This window comes from Exiguobacterium sp. s145, assembly GCF_018618835.1.
Classification (GTDB): Bacteria; Bacillota; Bacilli; order Exiguobacteriales; family Exiguobacteriaceae; genus Exiguobacterium_A; species Exiguobacterium_A artemiae.
On the sequence record NZ_JACSMV010000002.1, the window covers coordinates 290495 to 307359 of the forward strand.

Sequence of the window (16865 nt, forward strand, 5' to 3'; positions counted from 1 at the left end):
TAGGAGCCTAGTATATAATTTGAACATCCTCCCGATACAGAGCTTACTGAAGGTGTTTTTGCCGTTTTACTTTACTTATGAAGGGATTTGAAAGCGTGTTGGATCAGACGGACTTACAAATCATCGACGAACTGTCTCAGAACAGCCGGATTACGATGAAAGAATTAGGTCAAAAAATTCATTTAAGCGGCCCTGCGACATCCGCACGGGTCTTGAAATTAGAAGAACAAGGCATCATCGAAGGGTATACGATTCTTCTCAACCCCGTACAGATGGGTTATACGATTCATGCGATGATCAGTATCTATACGAAAGATACCCATCACCAGCCATATCTCTCGTTTCTCAAAAAACATCCGTTATACGTTCTGAATAATTATAAAATCAGTGGGGACAGTTGTTATCTATTGGAGTGTCGTTTTCCATCAAATCAGGAGTTAGATTCGTTTTTAACTGAATTAAATGAGCATGTGAATTATCAGTTATCGATTGTGATTAACAAATGAGTAAACTTTACTTCACAATTATGAACAGACGAAAGCCTTGCCTCCGATGACCGGAAGCAAGGCTCTTTTTTATTGCCATGATGTTTTTCTCTCTAATTTAGATACCTTCGTAAGCGAGTTCCATGATTTGACGGAGTTCCGTCACAAGCGGCATTTTCGGATTGGCGGTCGTACATTGATCTTCAAACGCATCGACGGCCATCTTGTCGAGTTTCGCTTCAAAGTCAGCTTTGTTGATGCCTTGGGCTTTAAACGACATCTTGATGTTGAGGCGTTGTCCGAGCTCACTGACGGCTTGAATGAACGACTCGACGCCTTGTTCTGTCGTTGCTGCCGGTAGACCGAGGTAACGGGCGATTTCCGCATACCGTTCATCCGCGATAAACGACTCGTATTTCGGGAAAGCAGCCAGTTTCGTTGGTTTTGTTGCATTGTAACGGATGACGTGTGGCATCAGAATCGCATTTGTCCGACCGTGTGGTGTGTGGAACTCCCCACCGATTTTGTGCGCGATTGAGTGGTTGATGCCGAGGAAGGCATTCGCAAACGCCATTCCGGCCATCGTTGACGCATTGTGGACTTTTTCGCGTGCTTCGGCGTCTGAACCGTTATCGTAAGCGCGTGGCAAGTACTCAAAAATCATCTTGATTGCTTTTAATGCCAATCCATCCGTGTAGTCGTTCGCAAGGACAGAGACGAACGCTTCCGTCGCGTGGGTCAGGACATCCATCCCTGTATCGGCCGTGATAGAGGCAGGCACCGTCATGACGAACTCCGGATCAACGATCGCAACGTCTGGTGTCAACGCATAGTCAGCAATCGGATACTTAACGTTTTTCTCTTTATCGGTGATGACAGTGAACGGTGTGACTTCTGATCCCGTACCGGATGTCGTCGGAATGGCGACGAACTTCGCTTTATTACCGAGTTCCGGGAATTTATAGGCCCGTTTCCGGATATCCATGAATTTTTGACGGAGGTTCGAGAACGTTTCGTTTGGCTGCTCGTAGAACAACCACATCCCTTTCGCAGCATCCATCGCCGATCCGCCACCGAGGGCGATGATCAGGTCCGGTTTAAAGTCACGCATCGCCTGGGCACCGACTTGAACGGTCGTCACGGATGGATCCGGTTCGACTTGGTCAAAGATCCGGTAGCTGACGCCTGCAGGCAAGTTACGGATGACTTTGTCGGCATAACCGAACTCAACCATCGATTGATCGGTGACGATCAATGCTCGTGAGACATTTTGAATCGATTTCAAGTATTGAACCGAGTTTTTCTCAAAGAAAATCTTTTCCGGTACTTTGAACCACTGCATGTTCACGCGTCGTCTCGCCACCTTTTTGACATTGAGTAGATGTTTCGCCGTTACGTTTTCTGAGACCGAGTTTTTCCCGTATGATCCGCAACCGAGTGTGAGTGACGGTGTCAATTCATTGTAGAGATCGCCGATTCCGCCGTGTGCTGACGGACTGTTGACGAGAATCCGGCAGGCTTTCATCCGGAGACCAAACGCTGTCATCAACTCATCATCTGTTGTGTGAATAACCGCCGTATGACCGAGTCCGCCGATTTCAAGCATCCGTTCCGCGACATGGAAGGCGTCATTCGTTGACGCAACGCTGTACGCACCGAGAACCGGACTTAGTTTTTCGTGTGATAACGGTTCTTCCGCTCCGACTTTTTCGAGTTCCGCGACGAGCATGACGGTGTTGCCCGGAACATCGATGCCGGCTTTTGCTGCAATCCATGTCGCAGGTTTTCCGACGATATCCGCATTGACGGCACATGTATCGGTTTTGATGACGAGTGCTTCGAGACGTTTTTTCTCATCCGGTGTACAGAAGTAACAACCGAGTGCTTCCATCTCTGCCCGGACTTCCGCATAAATCTCTTGATCGACGATGACGGCTTGCTCGGACGCACAAATCATTCCGTTATCAAATGTTTTCGAGAGGACCAAATCACTGACGGCGCGTTTGATTTTAGCGGTTTTTTCGATGTAACACGGTACGTTCCCCGGTCCGACACCAAGCGCCGGTTTTCCGGTCGAGTAAGCGGATTTGACCATGCCGGCTCCGCCTGTCGCAAGGACCATCGCGATGTCCGTGTGGTTCATCAAAACTTTTGTTGCTTCGAGGGACGGTTGTTCGACCCACTGGATACAATCTTTTGGTGCACCTGCTTTGACGGCCGCATCCCGTAATGTTTTCGCTGCTTCGAGGGAACAATTTTGAGCCGACGGGTGGAACGCGAAGATGATCGGGTTCCGTGTTTTAATCGCGATCAATGCTTTGAACATCGTGGTTGATGTCGGATTCGTCACCGGTGTGACACCACAGACGACACCGACCGGCTCCGCTATATACGTCAGACCGTTTTGGACATCCTCTTCTAAAATCCCGACCGTTTTTTCGTTGCGGAGACTGTTGTAGATGTACTCTGTCGCAAACATGTTTTTGATCATTTTATCTTCAAAGACACCACGACCTGTCTCTTCGACCGCAAGACGGGCAAGTTCGACGTGCCGTTCGAGACCGGCGAGCGCCATGTCGCGGACGATCGTATCAATTTTCGTTTGATTAAATGTCAACAATTCTTGAAGTGCCGTTTGACCTTTCGCGACGATTTGATTGATTGCTTTTTCGACAGGTGTGACTTCTGATTTGATTTTTTCTTTGACAGCCATGTTAGGTTTCCTCCCTATTTTGGAACGAATCTGAGTCTGCAATTCCCTATTAGATGTTAGGAATGCCAAGCTGATTTTAAATAGTTTGTGCTTTCCTTCACAAATCAATCATACCGCCTTTTGTTTCATTTGTGCATGACTATCCTGTGAACTATTTCACATGAATGAGAGCGTTTTCATCGAAATGACCTGTTCTGACATAACGGTCCGTCTTTTCGATCACTCGCTGTGATAACTGTCACAGCAATCTATGAATCTGCTTGTCTGACCAATCGTTCATCGTGTACGCTAGGAATAGTTCCATCATTCATTTGTCTTAAAGGAGGAAGTTTCAATGTCAGTCGTTAATCAAATGCTTGCGTTTAATCAACAGTTCGTTGAAGAAAAACAATACGAACCATTCATCTCGGATAAGTTCCCGGATAAGAAGGTTGTGATTCTGACCTGTATGGATGCACGTTTGACGGAGCTCCTTCCCCACGCACTTGGTCTGAAAAACGGTGATGCGAAAATCATCAAAAATGCCGGAGCCGTCCTGTCCCATCCATTCGGATCTGTCATGCGGTCAATTCTCGTCGCCCTCTACGCCCTCGGTGCGGAAGAAGTCATTGTCATCGGACATCATGACTGCGGCATGAGCACGATTGACCCGGCGAAGATGATCGCCGAGATGCAGGATCGTGGCATCAATGAACAGGTTCTGCACACGCTGGATGCTTCCGGCGTCGATTTGAAGCAATGGTTACGCGGCTTCACATCGGTCGAAGAAAATGTCAGCCACTCGGTCGGACTGATCAAAAACCATCCATTGTTGCCACCGGGCACGGAAGTCCACGGACTTGTCATCGATCCGGGAACAGGTAAACTCGACCAAGTCGATTGCTGAATCACGTTTTAATGAAGAAGAAAGGTATGGCCAACCTCAATTTGACGTCGGTCATACCTTTTTTGTGTTTTTTTCTTGACAGTCAAAAGATCGGTCTGTATGATACTTTAGTATAGTACAGTGATACCAAAAGAAAGTGTGGTTTTAGTTCATGTTTAATGCAGTCATTATTGCCGTTGCTCTATTATTTCTTTTAGCCATCTTCCGGGTCCATATCGTCCTCGCGATGGTTCTCAGTGCCGTCGCCGGCGGACTGATCGGCGGTCTCGGCATCAACAAGACGATCGCGACGTTTGCTGAAGGACTTGGCGCCGGGGCCGAAATCGCCCTCAGTTATGCCTTACTCGGTGCGTTTGCTGTCGCCTTGTCGAAAACCGGACTTCCGGATGCGTTGGCACATGCTCTGATCAAACGTTCAAAAGGATCCGCTGACGCGGCGTCAGTCAAGAAGTTAAAAGGCTTTATCGTCTTTGCAATCTTGTTACTCGCGATCAGCTCACAAAACGTCTTGCCGATTCACATCGCCTTCATCCCGATCATCATTCCACCGCTCCTCGGTCTGTTTAATGAGATGAAGATTGACCGTCGCCTGATTGCCATCGTCATGACGTTTGGTCTCGTCACACCGTACATGTTCCTGCCGGTCGGCTTCGGGGATATCTACTTGAACCAGATCCTTTTGCCGAACATTTCGAAAAACGGAATGGACACGGCTGGTGCTTCCGTCATTCAGGCAATGGCGATTCCGGCACTCGGAATGCTCGTTGGTCTGTTGATTGGTCTTTACGTTTACCGGAAACCACGGGAATACGAAATGAGGAACATCGCACCGGACGACTATGAGATTCCCGTCATCACGAAAACAAAATTGTTCCTCAGCGGACTCGTCGTCCTCGCGACACTCGCTGTCCAGCTGACGACCGAATCGATGATTTTTGCTGCGACAACAGGTCTCGTCCTGTTTCTCCTTCTTCGTCTCGTCCGCTTCAGTGAAGCAGACGATGTCATCACCCGAGGTATGCGAATGATGTCGTTCATCGGATTCGTCATGATTTCAGCGAATGGATTTTCGAACGTCCTCCGGAAAACCGGTGACATCGATCCGCTCGTTGAGAATTCAAAAGCCTTGATGGGCGATTCCCAACTCGTTGCCGCTTTCGTCATGCTATTGATCGGACTGCTCGTCACAATGGGGATCGGCTCGAGTTTCTCGACGGTTCCTGTCATCGCTGCGATTTTCGTCCCGCTTTGTGTCCAGTACGGATTCAGTCTGGAAGCGACGATTGCTATCATCGGGACGGCCGGTGCCCTTGGCGACGCCGGAAGCCCGGCATCCGATTCGACGCTCGGTCCAACAAGTGGACTGAACGCTGACGGACAGCATGATCACATGCGGGAAACCGTCATCCCGACATTCCTGCACTACAATCTGCCGCTGCTCGTTTTCGGAACGATTGCCGCGATGGTGTTATAAAAAGTATGTTTTCAGGAACCAATGCCATAATCGGTATTGGTTCTTTTTTTGAATCATTTTGCTTCATTAAACGGGCTGTACCTTCTACTTAAAGATGCTTAGTAAATATTTGCTTCGTCAGATTAAAGATTTTTTCTTTCATTTTCCGGCTTTCTTCTCTAATATAAAGGAATGAAGTGAAGCTGAAGGAGTGTTCGATGTGTTATCTCAAGTTGTTAATAACGTTTTATTATACCTCGCTGATCTAGGGTATTTCGGTATTGCCTTAGGATTGATGATTGAGATCATTCCGAGCGAAATCGTCTTGTCTTACGGTGGATTCATGATTTCCCAAGGAACGATCGGTTGGCCGCTTGCCGTTGTTGCTGCTGTCATCGGCGGTTTGTTTTCGCAATTATTTTTATACTGGTTTGCCCGTTACGGCGGTCGACCATTGATTTTAAAATACGGAAAGTACCTGCTGATTACGGAACACCATCTCGATCTCGCAGAACGCTGGTTCCTGAAATACGGACAAGGCGTCATTTTCGGAGCCCGCTTCATTCCGGTCGTCCGTCATGCGATTTCGATTCCAGCCGGTCTTGCAAAAATGGATCAGACGAAATTCTCATTCTACACTGTCCTCGCCATCATTCCCTGGTCGATTCTTTTCCTCTACCTCGGTGAGACGCTCGGAACGAACTGGCGCTCGATTAAAGAAGTGGCCGCACCTTATACGAACGGTGTCCTGATTGCTGCTGTCGTTATGATTCTCTTATATGTCTTCCTGAAAAAGCGTCAACGTACAACCTAATTCAAGTTTTGCAGTCTGTCCCCGCGGCAGACTGTTTTTAAAAAGGAGCGACTTATCTTGGATACTTCCAACACATTAAAAATTCACCTCGACCGCGTTACGGCGTCTCAAGTTACCGGTAAACACATTGCCACGGGATTGACGATTTCAGGACAAATCATGATGATTGAAGAAATTTATGATACAAAACGACATCGGAACGTACTGCATGTCCATCGTCTGCATGACCAATGGCGGACAACGACGATCATCGCTCAGGCCGAAACAGATTTCAGTTATGTCGACTCATTTTCTGACGGACGGATTCTCCTTGTCGCTTCACGATGCGACGATGATATCGACGGTTTGTGGCTGCCGAATGCTTTTATTTACGATTCAGCGGGACATCTCCTCGATAGTTTTTGTCTTGATGACGGGATTCAAAACGTCCATATTGATGAAAAAAACCAAATTTGGGTCAGTTACTTCGATGAGGGCGTCTTTGCCGATGCCGTGACCAATTCGGTTGGTTCCTTTGGATTAGTAGTCTTCGATGAATTTGGACAAGCCGTTTTTAAGAACAAGGATTATCCGATTGATGACTGTTATGCGCTGAACGTCTGTGCGTCGGACGATGCCTGGTTCTTTTATCATCCGGATTACCGGGTCGTCCACTTTCATCAAGGAAACAGTATAAGCTATCAAGTCCCGCGTCGACATTTTTCAGATTTCGTCGTCCAAGGCGGGTATTTGATTTCAACGGACAATGAACATACGTATTTGCTAAAGCGGGAAGGCGATAAGTATGTCGAGATGGCACGGATTTTATTCGAGTCGGAAAAAGGCTCTCCGCTGCAAGGAACCATCAAAATGCGCCAAAACCGAATCGTCCTCTCTACGGATACCCGTCTTTATGCGGGAACGTTTACAGATTTCATTCCAAAATGACAAGTTGCCGAATCCCTTCATTTTGAAGGGGTTCGGCTTTTTTTCATTTCTTTTCATTTATATTAGGAAAAACGAAAATGTTTTCAGAAAAAGCTTTCAATTCTCTTTTTTAAGATAGTATACTCATGGTTATAGTGTTTCGGACTTGTCTGACAAGTTCAAGAGTAATCATTTTTTGGTACATGGGGGTACTTATGGAATCGAACTTAAAGCGGGAATTAACAGCACGACAAGTACAAATGATTGCCTTAGGGGGGACCATCGGCGTCGGCCTATTTCTTGGATCGTCAAGTACGATTGCCTGGACCGGTCCATCTGTCATTCTTGCCTACATGTTGGCAGGGGCCTTCATCTTTTTAATCATGCGCGCCTTAGGTGAGATGGTCTACACCCATCCACACACCGGATCGTATGCAAAGTTCGCGAATGATTACATTCATCCGGCAGCCGGCTTCATGACGGCGAGCAGCAACATTTTCAACTGGGTCATTGTCGGGATGAGTGAAGTCATTGCCGTCGGGACCTACATGCGGTTTTGGTGGCCGGATCTACCGACCTGGATTCCGGGTGTCGTCGTCATCGTCATCCTGACGCTTGCGAACCTCGCCTCGGTCAAAATGTTTGGTGAACTCGAATTTTGGTTTGCCTCCGTCAAAGTTATCACAATCATCCTGATGATCATCGCCGGTCTCGGCATCATCCTGTTTGGTTTCGGAAACGACGGGACGCCGATCGGCTTCTCGAACCTGTGGTCACACGGCGGCTTCTTCACGAACGGCGTCAGCGGCTTCTTCTTCGCCCTCTCGATTGTCTTCGCGTCTTATATCGGCGTTGAACTAATCGGTGTGACAGCCGGGGAGACGAAGGATCCGGAAACGAACATCACCCGTGCCATCAACGGCGTCATCTGGCGGATCCTGATTTTCTACGTTGGAGCAATTTTCATCATCGTCACCGTCTATCCATGGGATCAGCTGGCAGATCTCGGCAGCCCGTTTGTTGCGACGTTTGCTAAAGTCGGGATTACAGCCGCAGCAGCCGTCATCAATGTCGTCGTCATCACGGCTGCGATGTCCGGTTGTAACTCCGGCATCTTCAGCTCGAGCCGGATGATTTATACGCTCGCGGAAAAAGGACAGATGCCGTCGCTTTTCCTGAAGGTCAACAAAAACGGGATTCCACTCTACACGGTCCTTGCCGTGTCAGCCGGTATCTTTGTCGGAATCATCCTCGACATCGTCCTGCCATTGTTTCTCGGCAAAGACACGAATATCTTCGTCTATGTCTACAGTGCGTCGGTCTTACCGGGAATGGTACCGTGGTTCGCGATTTTGATCAGCCACATCCAGTACCGGAAAATCGAAGCCAACCGGATTGCCGATCACCCGTTTAAGATGCCCGGCGCACCGTATACGAACTACATCACGATTGTGATGCTGCTGATCGTCCTCGTCGGAATGTTGTTCAATGATGAGACCCGCGTCTCGATTCTGATCGGACTCGTTTTCCTGATTCTCTCCGGTATCTATTATGTAGTACGCACACCTAAGTCGTCTTAAAACAACGCTGTCCCCGGCTAAAAAAGTCGGAGATAGCGTTTTGTCATTTCTTCAAGGCACCCCTTGCGTTGAGTGCCGCAAATACGACCATCGCAATACTCAAAACGGTAGCGACGATGACACCCTGTGTATAAACACTCCAATCAATCGTCTCGCGTAGCAGGACGCCCGCATCCCTTCCATGATATAAGTCGTCGGATTGAGCGTCGCGGCTACCTTTAACCATTCCGCTTCAATCAATTCTTTCGGGACAAACGTCGTCGATAAGAAAATCAACGGAAAGAACAGTAATGTCCCGGCTTGTGCCGCCTGGGCGTTCCGAGTTTTCAGAGCAACACCGACGGAATAACCGGCAAAGGCAAGACCGAAGCCGAGAGCGAGGATAATCGTCAGGAAAAAGCCGCTGATCCCCGCCGGAATCGATAGACCAAGTAGAAAGCCCATTCCGAAAATCAATAACGTCTGAACGAATAATTGCAACATCCCGGCAAGCATCGGACCGAGAACGATCGCCGTTCGTGAGACCGGTGTCAACAGCAAACGGGCAAAATAACCGCTCTCAATATCTTTGACGAGTGCCTGCCCCGCTCCCCCGGCTCCTCCGACGACACCGGAGACGATTGAGACCGGCAGGATGAAGTTAAAATAGTCGACGCCGCCGAACTGGGGCAGACTGGAGATGCCGGACAGCCCGTTCGTGTAGACGAGCAGGAAAAAAACGCTGATGATCAAGTTCGGGATGAACGAAAACGGATTCCGTAAGGTCACGAGCAGGCTGCGTTTCGTCAATATCAAAGTTTCCCGCCCATATCAGCTCTCCTCCTTATAGGCCTGACCCGTCAGTTGAATGAAGACATCATCCAGCGACGGCTGTTTGACAACAAGCGAACGGGCCGTCAAGTGCTGTTCATCGAGATAGCGGACACCTGCTTCAGCGTCTCTGTCCCGTTGGACGGCAAAATGATCAGACCCTTCTCGATCCGACCATCAAACGCCTGCCGGAAAGCCTCGCTCGACTGTTCCCCTTCAAGGACGACCTCGATCCGTTCTGTTCCGTTCAGCGCTTTCAGCTCTGCCGCTGTCCCCTCGGCAATCAGCTTCCCGTCATTGATGATGGCGATCCGGTCTGCCAGCTGATCGGCTTCTTCCAAGTACTGTGTCGTCAAAAAAATCGTCGTTCCGTATTCTTCATTCAATCGCCGGACTTCCGTCCAGATTTGCTGACGGCTTGCTGGATCCAGTCCGGTTGTCGGTTCGTCGAGAAACAAAACGGTCGGCTGATGGACAAGTGTCAATGCGAGATCCAGCCGGCGTTTCATCCCGCCGGAATACGTGCCGGCGCGGCGTTTCCCGTCTGCCGATAATCCAACGAGTTCAAGCAGTTCAACGGCCCGTTCGACGGCTTTGTCCTTTGAAAATCCAAACAGTTTCCCTTGCAGCACCAGTAACTCTTCACCTGTCAAATCATTATCGATACCGGTTTCCTGCAGGGCGACACCGATTTGCAACCGGACATCCTTTTGATTTCGTTGAATGTCGTACTGGTTGATCGTTGCACTGCCGGACGAGACGGCAATCAATGTCGTCAGCATTTGAACCGTCGTCGATTTACCGGCACCGTTCGGTCCCAAAAAGGCAAAAATCTCGCCTTTGTCGACATGAAAGGAAATCTGATCAACGACTTTTTTCCCGTTATATTCCTTCGTCAACCGGTCTACTTCAATCATGCTCATCCGTCCTTTCGTTAGTCAGCAATCGTTCAGTCACTTCCTTATCTTTACCCACTTTTTAGCTGATTGCACAAAAAGGGACAAACCCAAAATTGGATTTGCCCATCGGTTGCTCTATTTAGATGACATCCTGTCCAACTGAAGCCACACACCACTTTTCTTTTAAGGCTCGAATCCGTTCCTGTCCTTCATAGGAATTCATCCATAGATTCATCACGTCCAGAACTTCCGTCTGCCGGTCCTGGATCAGATAACTTTTTTCGGCCGGAATCCACTTTTCAGTGATTTTCGGAGCCCCTAGCCGCGTATCCAGCGACGCATAATAAATCGCTTCAACCGTATCCGTGATCATGACATCGACTTCGCCGGTCGCGACAGCTGCCGGGATAGCCAAATTATCGGCATACATGACGATATGGGCTTGATCAAACGTCTGCCGGACGAATTGTTCGTTCGTTCCTCCTGGGTTTAATCCGATTGTCACGTCCGGTCGATTGATTGCCTCGATTGACGTCAGCAGGTCGAGATCCGTTGTCCGGACGAGCGGTGTCTTTTGAAACGACAAGTAACTTTTCGTGAAGTCGCCGACGATTTCGCGTTCGATGTTTTTCGTGACGCCGCCGACGACCATATGAAATTTCCCGGCACGTAGATCACGGGTCAGTGTTCCCCATGTCGTCGGGACGAATTCGACTTCGAGTCCGGCGACTTCCGCAAACGAGCAGATGACATCAATGTCGAACCCTTCATATTGGTTGGTCTGACGGTTCAGGTACGTAAACGGTTTATAATCTCCGGTCGTTCCGACGACAATCTTTTTTGTTGTGAAGACATTTTGTTTACCGACGCTGAATGAACCCGTCGCATTCTTTAATCGTGTCGCTATCATGAGACCGGAAAGCAACAGACTTCCTCCAAGTGCCAATTCTCGTTTATTCACTCTGTCCGCTTCCTCTCTCTGTCTGACGCTGTGTTTTTGTATAATACTCAAAACAGTATCATATTGTTCTAACGGTTCCAACAATTTTTTGATTATTTCGTCAAAAAGAGGCAATGTTCTTTCATCAAGTCCTCTTGATTGCAGGATACACTTACTTTCTTCCATACTGACAGAGAACGAATCAACGAATGGGAGGAATGGAAGATGAGTAACGTATTCATTATTGGAGCAAACGGAAAAGTCGGTCGTCAGGTGGCGAAACAATTAAGCGGATCGAGTCACGACGTCCGAGTCGGATTACGTTCAAAAGAACAGTATGCCGATTTTGAAGCACTCGGGGCAACACCGGTTTTTCTCGATTTGGAGCAGGATGTCGCGTCGATTCAAGATGCGATCCAAGGCAGTGACATCGTCATCTTCACAGCAGGATCCGGCGGTCACACCGGTGCCGATAAAACCATTTTGATTGATCTCGACGGAGCCGCAAAATCGGTTGCGGCAGCAGAAGGGATTCAGGCAGGCCAGTTCATCATGGTCAGTGCGTTAAATGCCGATTCGCCGGAAACGTGGTCCGACAGCATGAAACCGTATTATGTCGCGAAACATTATGCGGATCGTCTGTTGCGTGAAAGTTCTCTTGCCTATACGATTCTGCGTCCGGGTGGCCTGACGGACGAGGCGGGAATGGGAGCGGTGACGACGGATCCGGCATCAACGGACGAAACGACGATTGCCCGTGAGGATGTCGCCCGTGTCGTCGTCGCCTCGATCGGACAACAGTCGGCCTACCACCAAACGATTCCGTTATTGACGGGTCAAACCGCGATTGCTGAACTGTTTGCTTAACTAAAAAACGAGCTGATCCATTGGATCAAGCTCGTTTTTTTGATTCAGGAAGCCTGTTTGACTTCGACGATATGTGCCTGTTCCCGGCGAACTGCTGTCAAAATCAATGTGACCACAAGCGTCACGAGCAGAATAACCGCCAATCGGAAGAGATAGGTCGAGATATCACCGTCAAAATACAGCAACCGGGTCAAACCGCCGACGGCATTCGGAACCGGCAGATAATGACCAATCGTTTGGTAAAACGGAGCCAGCATCGAAGACGGAACGATATTGCCCGCCGTCATCAGTTGGAACGGAATCAATGCGACATTCACAAGCGGGGCAATCGGACCAAAAATTGTGAAGTTCATCTGCGTGACACTGATACACGTTGCTGTCAGCAACAGTTGGAACGCCCATACTTTCAAGAATGATGTCTCGATATCGGCAAAGGCAAACGCAAGCGATACCATGACGAGCGGAACAACCAGCAGGACGATCCCGTGCAACAGTTGTTTGCTCCAAAAGAGTGACCATTTCGAAAAACGTTTTTGGAGAATTTGTGTCACGAGATTAAATTGAATTCCCATCGTCATGACGGCAATATAAATCACGAATCCAAGCAACAACGGCAACATCGACATTGAGAAATCGGATACCTCGTGTTCGATGATGATGTCCGATTGGATAGCCGGTTGACCGTTGATTCCTTTGGCGATTTCAGCTGTCGCCTGTTTCAGAATACCGTTCGCGAACTCGGCATTTGCCTGGTTGACATGAAACGTCATTTGTTTTGCATCGGTCAAGTCTGCCGCAAGCACCATCTCGACTTTTCCTGCATCGAGTTGTTTCAATCCTTCCGCTTCGGACGAAACGGCTTTGACGGTAAATGGACTATCGGCTTTGAGGTTTTGATATAGTCCTTCCGTCGTCGAATCTTTGACGACGGCGACGCGTAACTGATCCAACCGGTCCGTCGCGCCGTGGTAACCGGTCATCCAGACGACAAGGAACAAGACCGGAACAATCAAGGCAAACATTAACCCGACTTTCGTTTGTGTGATGGACCATACTTCTTTAAAACTCTTCATGTAATGTACTCTCCTTTTTATATGCATTACTTATAATAGCATGTGCAACTATTAGTTCAAAAAGAGAAACCACTTACGTCACATTTTTGTAAATGGTCTCGAGTGTTTTGATGAATTGTTTAATCTCTTTTTTCGACAGACCAGAAAACGCCTGCTGCTGCAGTTCATCGAGTGTCGGTTCGAGCAGCTGAATCGTTTGGATACCTTCTTTCGTCGTCAACAAAATGAAGGCTCTCCGGTCTCTCGGATCCGCCGAACGAATGACAAGCCCTTTCTTGACCAGCTTGTCGAGGATTTTTCCCACTGTCGTCTGATCCCGCTCGGTCGTCAACGCCAACTGTTTTTGCGAGATGCCTTCCTGCTTATGCAGCTCACTCAACACTGAAAATTGTTCCGGTGTCAGGCCATGTTGTTCCATCCGTTTCGTGGCAGCCCGTTTAAAGGAAAGATAGCTGCGTGACAATTGCATACCAAGTGACCAATCCGCTTCTTTCATTAAGACTCCCCACTTTCGGCATAATAGTTGCACTACTTATTAATTGAACTTATTTACTATATGCCGGAATCGGTGGATTGTCAAATAGATGTCTGATTTTCTCTCTTTTTATCGTTATAGACAGCATTGCGGTCTTTCAATCGGGTCATTGCAGCCATCACTTTATCGAAGTCCGACAAATCATTCGGGTGATTCGGTGTCGTTAAGATGTGCGCGACTCGGCGATACATGATTTTTTCCTCGTATCCCATTAACACGTAGATCGCCCGATGAAAGTTTTCATTTTCCTCCCAGTCGACATCCCCGTAGACAACCCGGTAATAGGCGCCTTCACTATGTTGCGGAGCAGGAATATCAATGTAATCAATCGGCTTTTTATGAATGGCCATGTTTCCACTTCCTTCTGATTGTTTAATTTAAGACGTAAACGATTTAACCGATTCGATATGCGCATCCTTCACTTCTTGTTTAACTTGGGATTGTTGCTTGAGTTGCTCATAGACCGCATCGACCTGTGCTGGTGTCAAACGATCGACAGTCGCCAGTTTCTTGATGGCCCGCCGTAAGTCATTCCGTTTGATGACATGGACGTGACTTGAGTCCACCGTAATTTTTTTAAGTTCACAACGTTCACCGAAGACGATGACCGACTGGAATACGTCTTCTACGACCATCGACTCCAAAAATCGTTCCATGCTCTTCAGGTGTTGTTCATTTTGTTTGATCGGATTGTAAAACTTTTGTTTATAGCGGTTTTTAAACATCTGAGTCCACTGCTGGTCCGCTTCTTTTCCAAAAATCCAGCCGCTGTAATTTTTCGACTCGAGCACGTAAATGCCACTCTCGTGGATAAACGTCACGTCGATTTCCGTCAGACCTTTGCCGCGTGCTTTTGGCAGATAGGTATTCATGACGAATTTCCCGTATCCGCCGACTTTTTCAAGTTGCCGGGTCGTTAAATATTCTCCCCAGATCCCTTTGTCACGGACGGCCTTCAGAAACCGTTCTTGTGTAACCTGCTTGTATGTACTCTTCTCAAACGACCGCCGGCGGAAATAAAATAAACTGCCGAGCGTGACGACAAACCCGACAAACAGGATACTCCCTGAAAGAAGTAATATCGGAATCAACGCAGCTAACAAATCTTCCACACTTTTCATTCCTTTCTTTTTCAAACCCTTAATTTTCCACTATTTCAGAATAAACGGTATTCTTTTCAATTTCCACTAATTGTTATATCATTTTTAGTATGATACGGTAAACAAAAGGAGGCTTCTTTCATATGGACTCATTTTTATCGATTTGGTTGCCTTTGATCCTCTTGATCATGTTCTGGCAATCCGTATCTCAACAACTGGCAAAGCAACGGGTCATGCAACAACAGCTCCTGCGCGAAATGACCCGGATTCAGGAACACCTCGGGATGACGGATGCAGCAAGCAGTCATACCTTACTCAATGAACAAATCAAGCAGCTTCTTGCTGATTATCAGACAGTCGAAGCCGTTAAACTCGTCCGGGAAACGCTTGGTTATCCGTTACTGGAAGCGAAACAATATGTCGATGCGTTCAAAGATACCTCGTCCGAGAATCGTTAAATGAACAACAGGCAAGTCCTCCGTTATTTCGGAAGGCTTGCCTGTTGGCATGTTCAACGGACTTGTTCCAGCAATCCTACATGATTACTGTACATTTCAGTTTTTCGAACGTGATCCTTATATATAAAATGGCTTGCACCATTTTCAGTCAGCGTTAGTCTGATTCAAATTTCTGAATCAATTGATCGATCTGGCGAACAAACGGCAGGATATCTTTCTCATCCGTCATAATTCGGTGTAGTACTTCTTTTCCTTCAATATACAAATAAGCATAATGACGATTTGAGTTTGTCTCTTTCGTCAAGCAAGCGGTTAAAAGATGATTCGAATGATGTAGTGTATGTGCAGCTAAATGAATCAATTCCTTCGTTAACACTTCCCTTGCTTCATCCGTCGCCTCTTCCTCGAACAAACGGACAAGGGGTTCTAACAATTGAGCTTTGGTTGTAGAACGCAACTGTGCGTATCGAATCTCAACCGTTATGTTTTCAGGCTGTTCTTTTTTCTCTACAAGAAATAAGGGAGGTCTGATTATGGTCTTGATAAAGGATGTGAATGTGTCAATGGTGATCTCAGACATTCTGGAAACTCCTTTCTGACAGAATTCAAGTTATGATTATTCCGGATGAGGACATGCAACGAAAGAAACCACTTTAGTTCCCTATTTCCATCCAAAATTAAGTATAACATTTACCAGTTTTATTAGGGAATTTTATCTTCTGTTCATGACAAAAAAACACGTTACAGAATATTACCAATCTGCCACGTGTTTTAAACTCTTTTTTTACACACCGTCAATCCGTTTGAATCAAATCTTGCAGTGAGTATGCCTTGAGTGCTTCCGAAAATTGAAAAAATGCATCATCAAACGCTTCTTTCATATTTCCCAGATTTTCATCTTCATGGACGGCTGGAATACTTTCAAGATAAGAGACCTTTTCAAAAAGCTGTACGATTTCACCCAACGTGATGTCCAACGGATCTTTCGCCAACTTAAAACCTCCGTTACGTCCCTGATAGGATGTGATGAGTCCGAATCGGCTTAGTGCATGAACAATTTTCATTAAATGATTTTTCGAAATATCATAATAATCGGCTACTTCTTGAATTTGAACGAGTCGAGTCGGGTGAAGAGTCGTATACAATAGCACTCGAATCGCATAATCCGTCGATCGAGTCATTTTCATTATTTCCACCTACTTTATTCTCTATATCACCTATAGTACAAAAAAAACGACATAAGATATAGTTTTAAGTGTTATGAAATGTATCTATTTTTTTGCTGAAATACGTTTCCTTTAAACATGTACAGGAAATACTTAATATATAAAGAACGATTATAGGAA

Annotated in this window: 18 protein-coding genes; 8 read left to right on the forward strand and 10 right to left on the reverse strand. The window is 47.1% G+C overall.

Annotated features, from left to right (window positions below; genetic code table 11):
* The first annotated feature begins 95 nt into the window (after positions 1–95).
* Positions 96–506 (forward strand): Lrp/AsnC family transcriptional regulator, encoded by a 411-nt coding sequence (locus KNQ07_RS04580; RefSeq protein WP_214765014.1) that lies wholly within the window; start codon positions 96–98, stop codon positions 504–506.
* 97 nt (positions 507–603) lie between these two features.
* Here the strand turns inward: KNQ07_RS04580 and adhE are convergent, their stop codons facing one another.
* The gene (adhE, locus tag KNQ07_RS04585) at positions 604–3198 is read right to left on the reverse strand and encodes a bifunctional acetaldehyde-CoA/alcohol dehydrogenase (protein ID WP_214765015.1); all 2595 of its coding nucleotides are present in this window, start codon (positions 3196–3198) and stop codon (positions 604–606) included.
* 334 nt (positions 3199–3532) lie between these two features.
* Between adhE and KNQ07_RS04590 the strand changes: the two genes are divergently transcribed.
* The 5 genes from KNQ07_RS04590 to KNQ07_RS04610 all read left to right on the forward strand — a co-directional run bounded on the left by KNQ07_RS04590 (position 3533) and on the right by KNQ07_RS04610 (position 8837).
* Complete coding sequence (locus tag KNQ07_RS04590; protein WP_026828619.1) at positions 3533–4084, forward strand: beta-class carbonic anhydrase; 552 nt, start codon at positions 3533–3535, stop codon at positions 4082–4084.
* 151 nt (positions 4085–4235) lie between these two features.
* Entirely contained in the window at positions 4236–5558 is a 1323-nt protein-coding gene (locus KNQ07_RS04595; protein ID WP_026828620.1) for a Na+/H+ antiporter family protein, read from the forward strand.
* 199 nt (positions 5559–5757) lie between these two features.
* Positions 5758–6351 carry an undecaprenyl phosphate transporter UptA gene (gene uptA, locus KNQ07_RS04600; protein ID WP_131502864.1) on the forward strand — a complete coding sequence of 198 codons (594 nt, stop codon included), beginning with the start codon at positions 5758–5760 and terminating at the stop codon, positions 6349–6351.
* Positions 6352–6408: 57 nt separating this feature from the next.
* Positions 6409–7278 carry a hypothetical protein gene (locus tag KNQ07_RS04605; protein WP_214765016.1) on the forward strand — a complete coding sequence of 290 codons (870 nt, stop codon included), beginning with the start codon at positions 6409–6411 and terminating at the stop codon, positions 7276–7278.
* 194 nt (positions 7279–7472) lie between these two features.
* Positions 7473–8837, forward strand: a complete 1365-nt coding sequence (locus tag KNQ07_RS04610; RefSeq protein WP_214765017.1) for an amino acid permease — start codon at positions 7473–7475, stop codon at positions 8835–8837.
* A 99-nt stretch (positions 8838–8936) separates the two neighbouring features.
* Here the strand turns inward: KNQ07_RS04610 and KNQ07_RS04615 are convergent, their stop codons facing one another.
* From KNQ07_RS04615 to KNQ07_RS04625, 3 genes are all read right to left on the reverse strand, one after another.
* Positions 8937–9632 (reverse strand): ABC transporter permease, encoded by a 696-nt coding sequence (locus KNQ07_RS04615; protein ID WP_251139464.1) that lies wholly within the window; start codon positions 9630–9632, stop codon positions 8937–8939.
* Positions 9633–9733: 101 nt separating this feature from the next.
* On the reverse strand, positions 9734–10564 hold the full coding sequence (locus tag KNQ07_RS04620) for an ABC transporter ATP-binding protein (protein WP_251139465.1): 831 nt from the start codon (positions 10562–10564) through the stop codon (positions 9734–9736).
* Between the two features lie 121 nt (positions 10565–10685).
* The gene (locus KNQ07_RS04625; protein ID WP_214765019.1) at positions 10686–11507 is read right to left on the reverse strand and encodes a transporter substrate-binding domain-containing protein; all 822 of its coding nucleotides are present in this window, start codon (positions 11505–11507) and stop codon (positions 10686–10688) included.
* Positions 11508–11711: 204 nt separating this feature from the next.
* Here KNQ07_RS04625 and KNQ07_RS04630 point away from each other — a divergent pair, with 204 nt between their 5' ends.
* Positions 11712–12353: an SDR family oxidoreductase gene (locus KNQ07_RS04630; protein ID WP_131973005.1), complete on the forward strand. Its 642-nt coding sequence runs from the start codon at positions 11712–11714 to the stop codon at positions 12351–12353.
* A gap of 44 nt (positions 12354–12397) precedes the next feature.
* On the opposite strand, the gene KNQ07_RS04635 is transcribed toward KNQ07_RS04630, so the two are convergent.
* From KNQ07_RS04635 to KNQ07_RS04650, 4 genes are all read right to left on the reverse strand, one after another.
* Positions 12398–13426, reverse strand: coding sequence for a YhgE/Pip domain-containing protein (locus KNQ07_RS04635; protein WP_214765020.1), 1029 nt, complete (start codon positions 13424–13426; stop codon positions 12398–12400).
* Between the two features lie 73 nt (positions 13427–13499).
* Positions 13500–13922, reverse strand: coding sequence for a MarR family winged helix-turn-helix transcriptional regulator (locus tag KNQ07_RS04640; RefSeq protein WP_012370122.1), 423 nt, complete (start codon positions 13920–13922; stop codon positions 13500–13502).
* 80 nt (positions 13923–14002) lie between these two features.
* Positions 14003–14311 (reverse strand): hypothetical protein, encoded by a 309-nt coding sequence (locus tag KNQ07_RS04645; RefSeq protein WP_214765021.1) that lies wholly within the window; start codon positions 14309–14311, stop codon positions 14003–14005.
* A 27-nt stretch (positions 14312–14338) separates the two neighbouring features.
* Positions 14339–15082 (reverse strand): nuclease-related domain-containing protein, encoded by a 744-nt coding sequence (locus KNQ07_RS04650; protein ID WP_251139477.1) that lies wholly within the window; start codon positions 15080–15082, stop codon positions 14339–14341.
* Between the two features lie 122 nt (positions 15083–15204).
* Here KNQ07_RS04650 and KNQ07_RS04655 point away from each other — a divergent pair, with 122 nt between their 5' ends.
* Positions 15205–15519: a hypothetical protein gene (locus KNQ07_RS04655; RefSeq protein ID WP_012370120.1), complete on the forward strand. Its 315-nt coding sequence runs from the start codon at positions 15205–15207 to the stop codon at positions 15517–15519.
* Between the two features lie 154 nt (positions 15520–15673).
* Here KNQ07_RS04655 and KNQ07_RS04660 read toward each other — a convergent pair whose 3' ends face one another.
* Both KNQ07_RS04660 and KNQ07_RS04665 read right to left on the reverse strand, forming a co-directional pair.
* Positions 15674–16099 carry a hypothetical protein gene (locus KNQ07_RS04660; protein WP_131973009.1) on the reverse strand — a complete coding sequence of 142 codons (426 nt, stop codon included), beginning with the start codon at positions 16097–16099 and terminating at the stop codon, positions 15674–15676.
* A gap of 214 nt (positions 16100–16313) precedes the next feature.
* Positions 16314–16706, reverse strand: coding sequence for an RrF2 family transcriptional regulator (locus KNQ07_RS04665; protein WP_131973010.1), 393 nt, complete (start codon positions 16704–16706; stop codon positions 16314–16316).
* Positions 16707–16865: the final 159 nt, after the last annotated feature.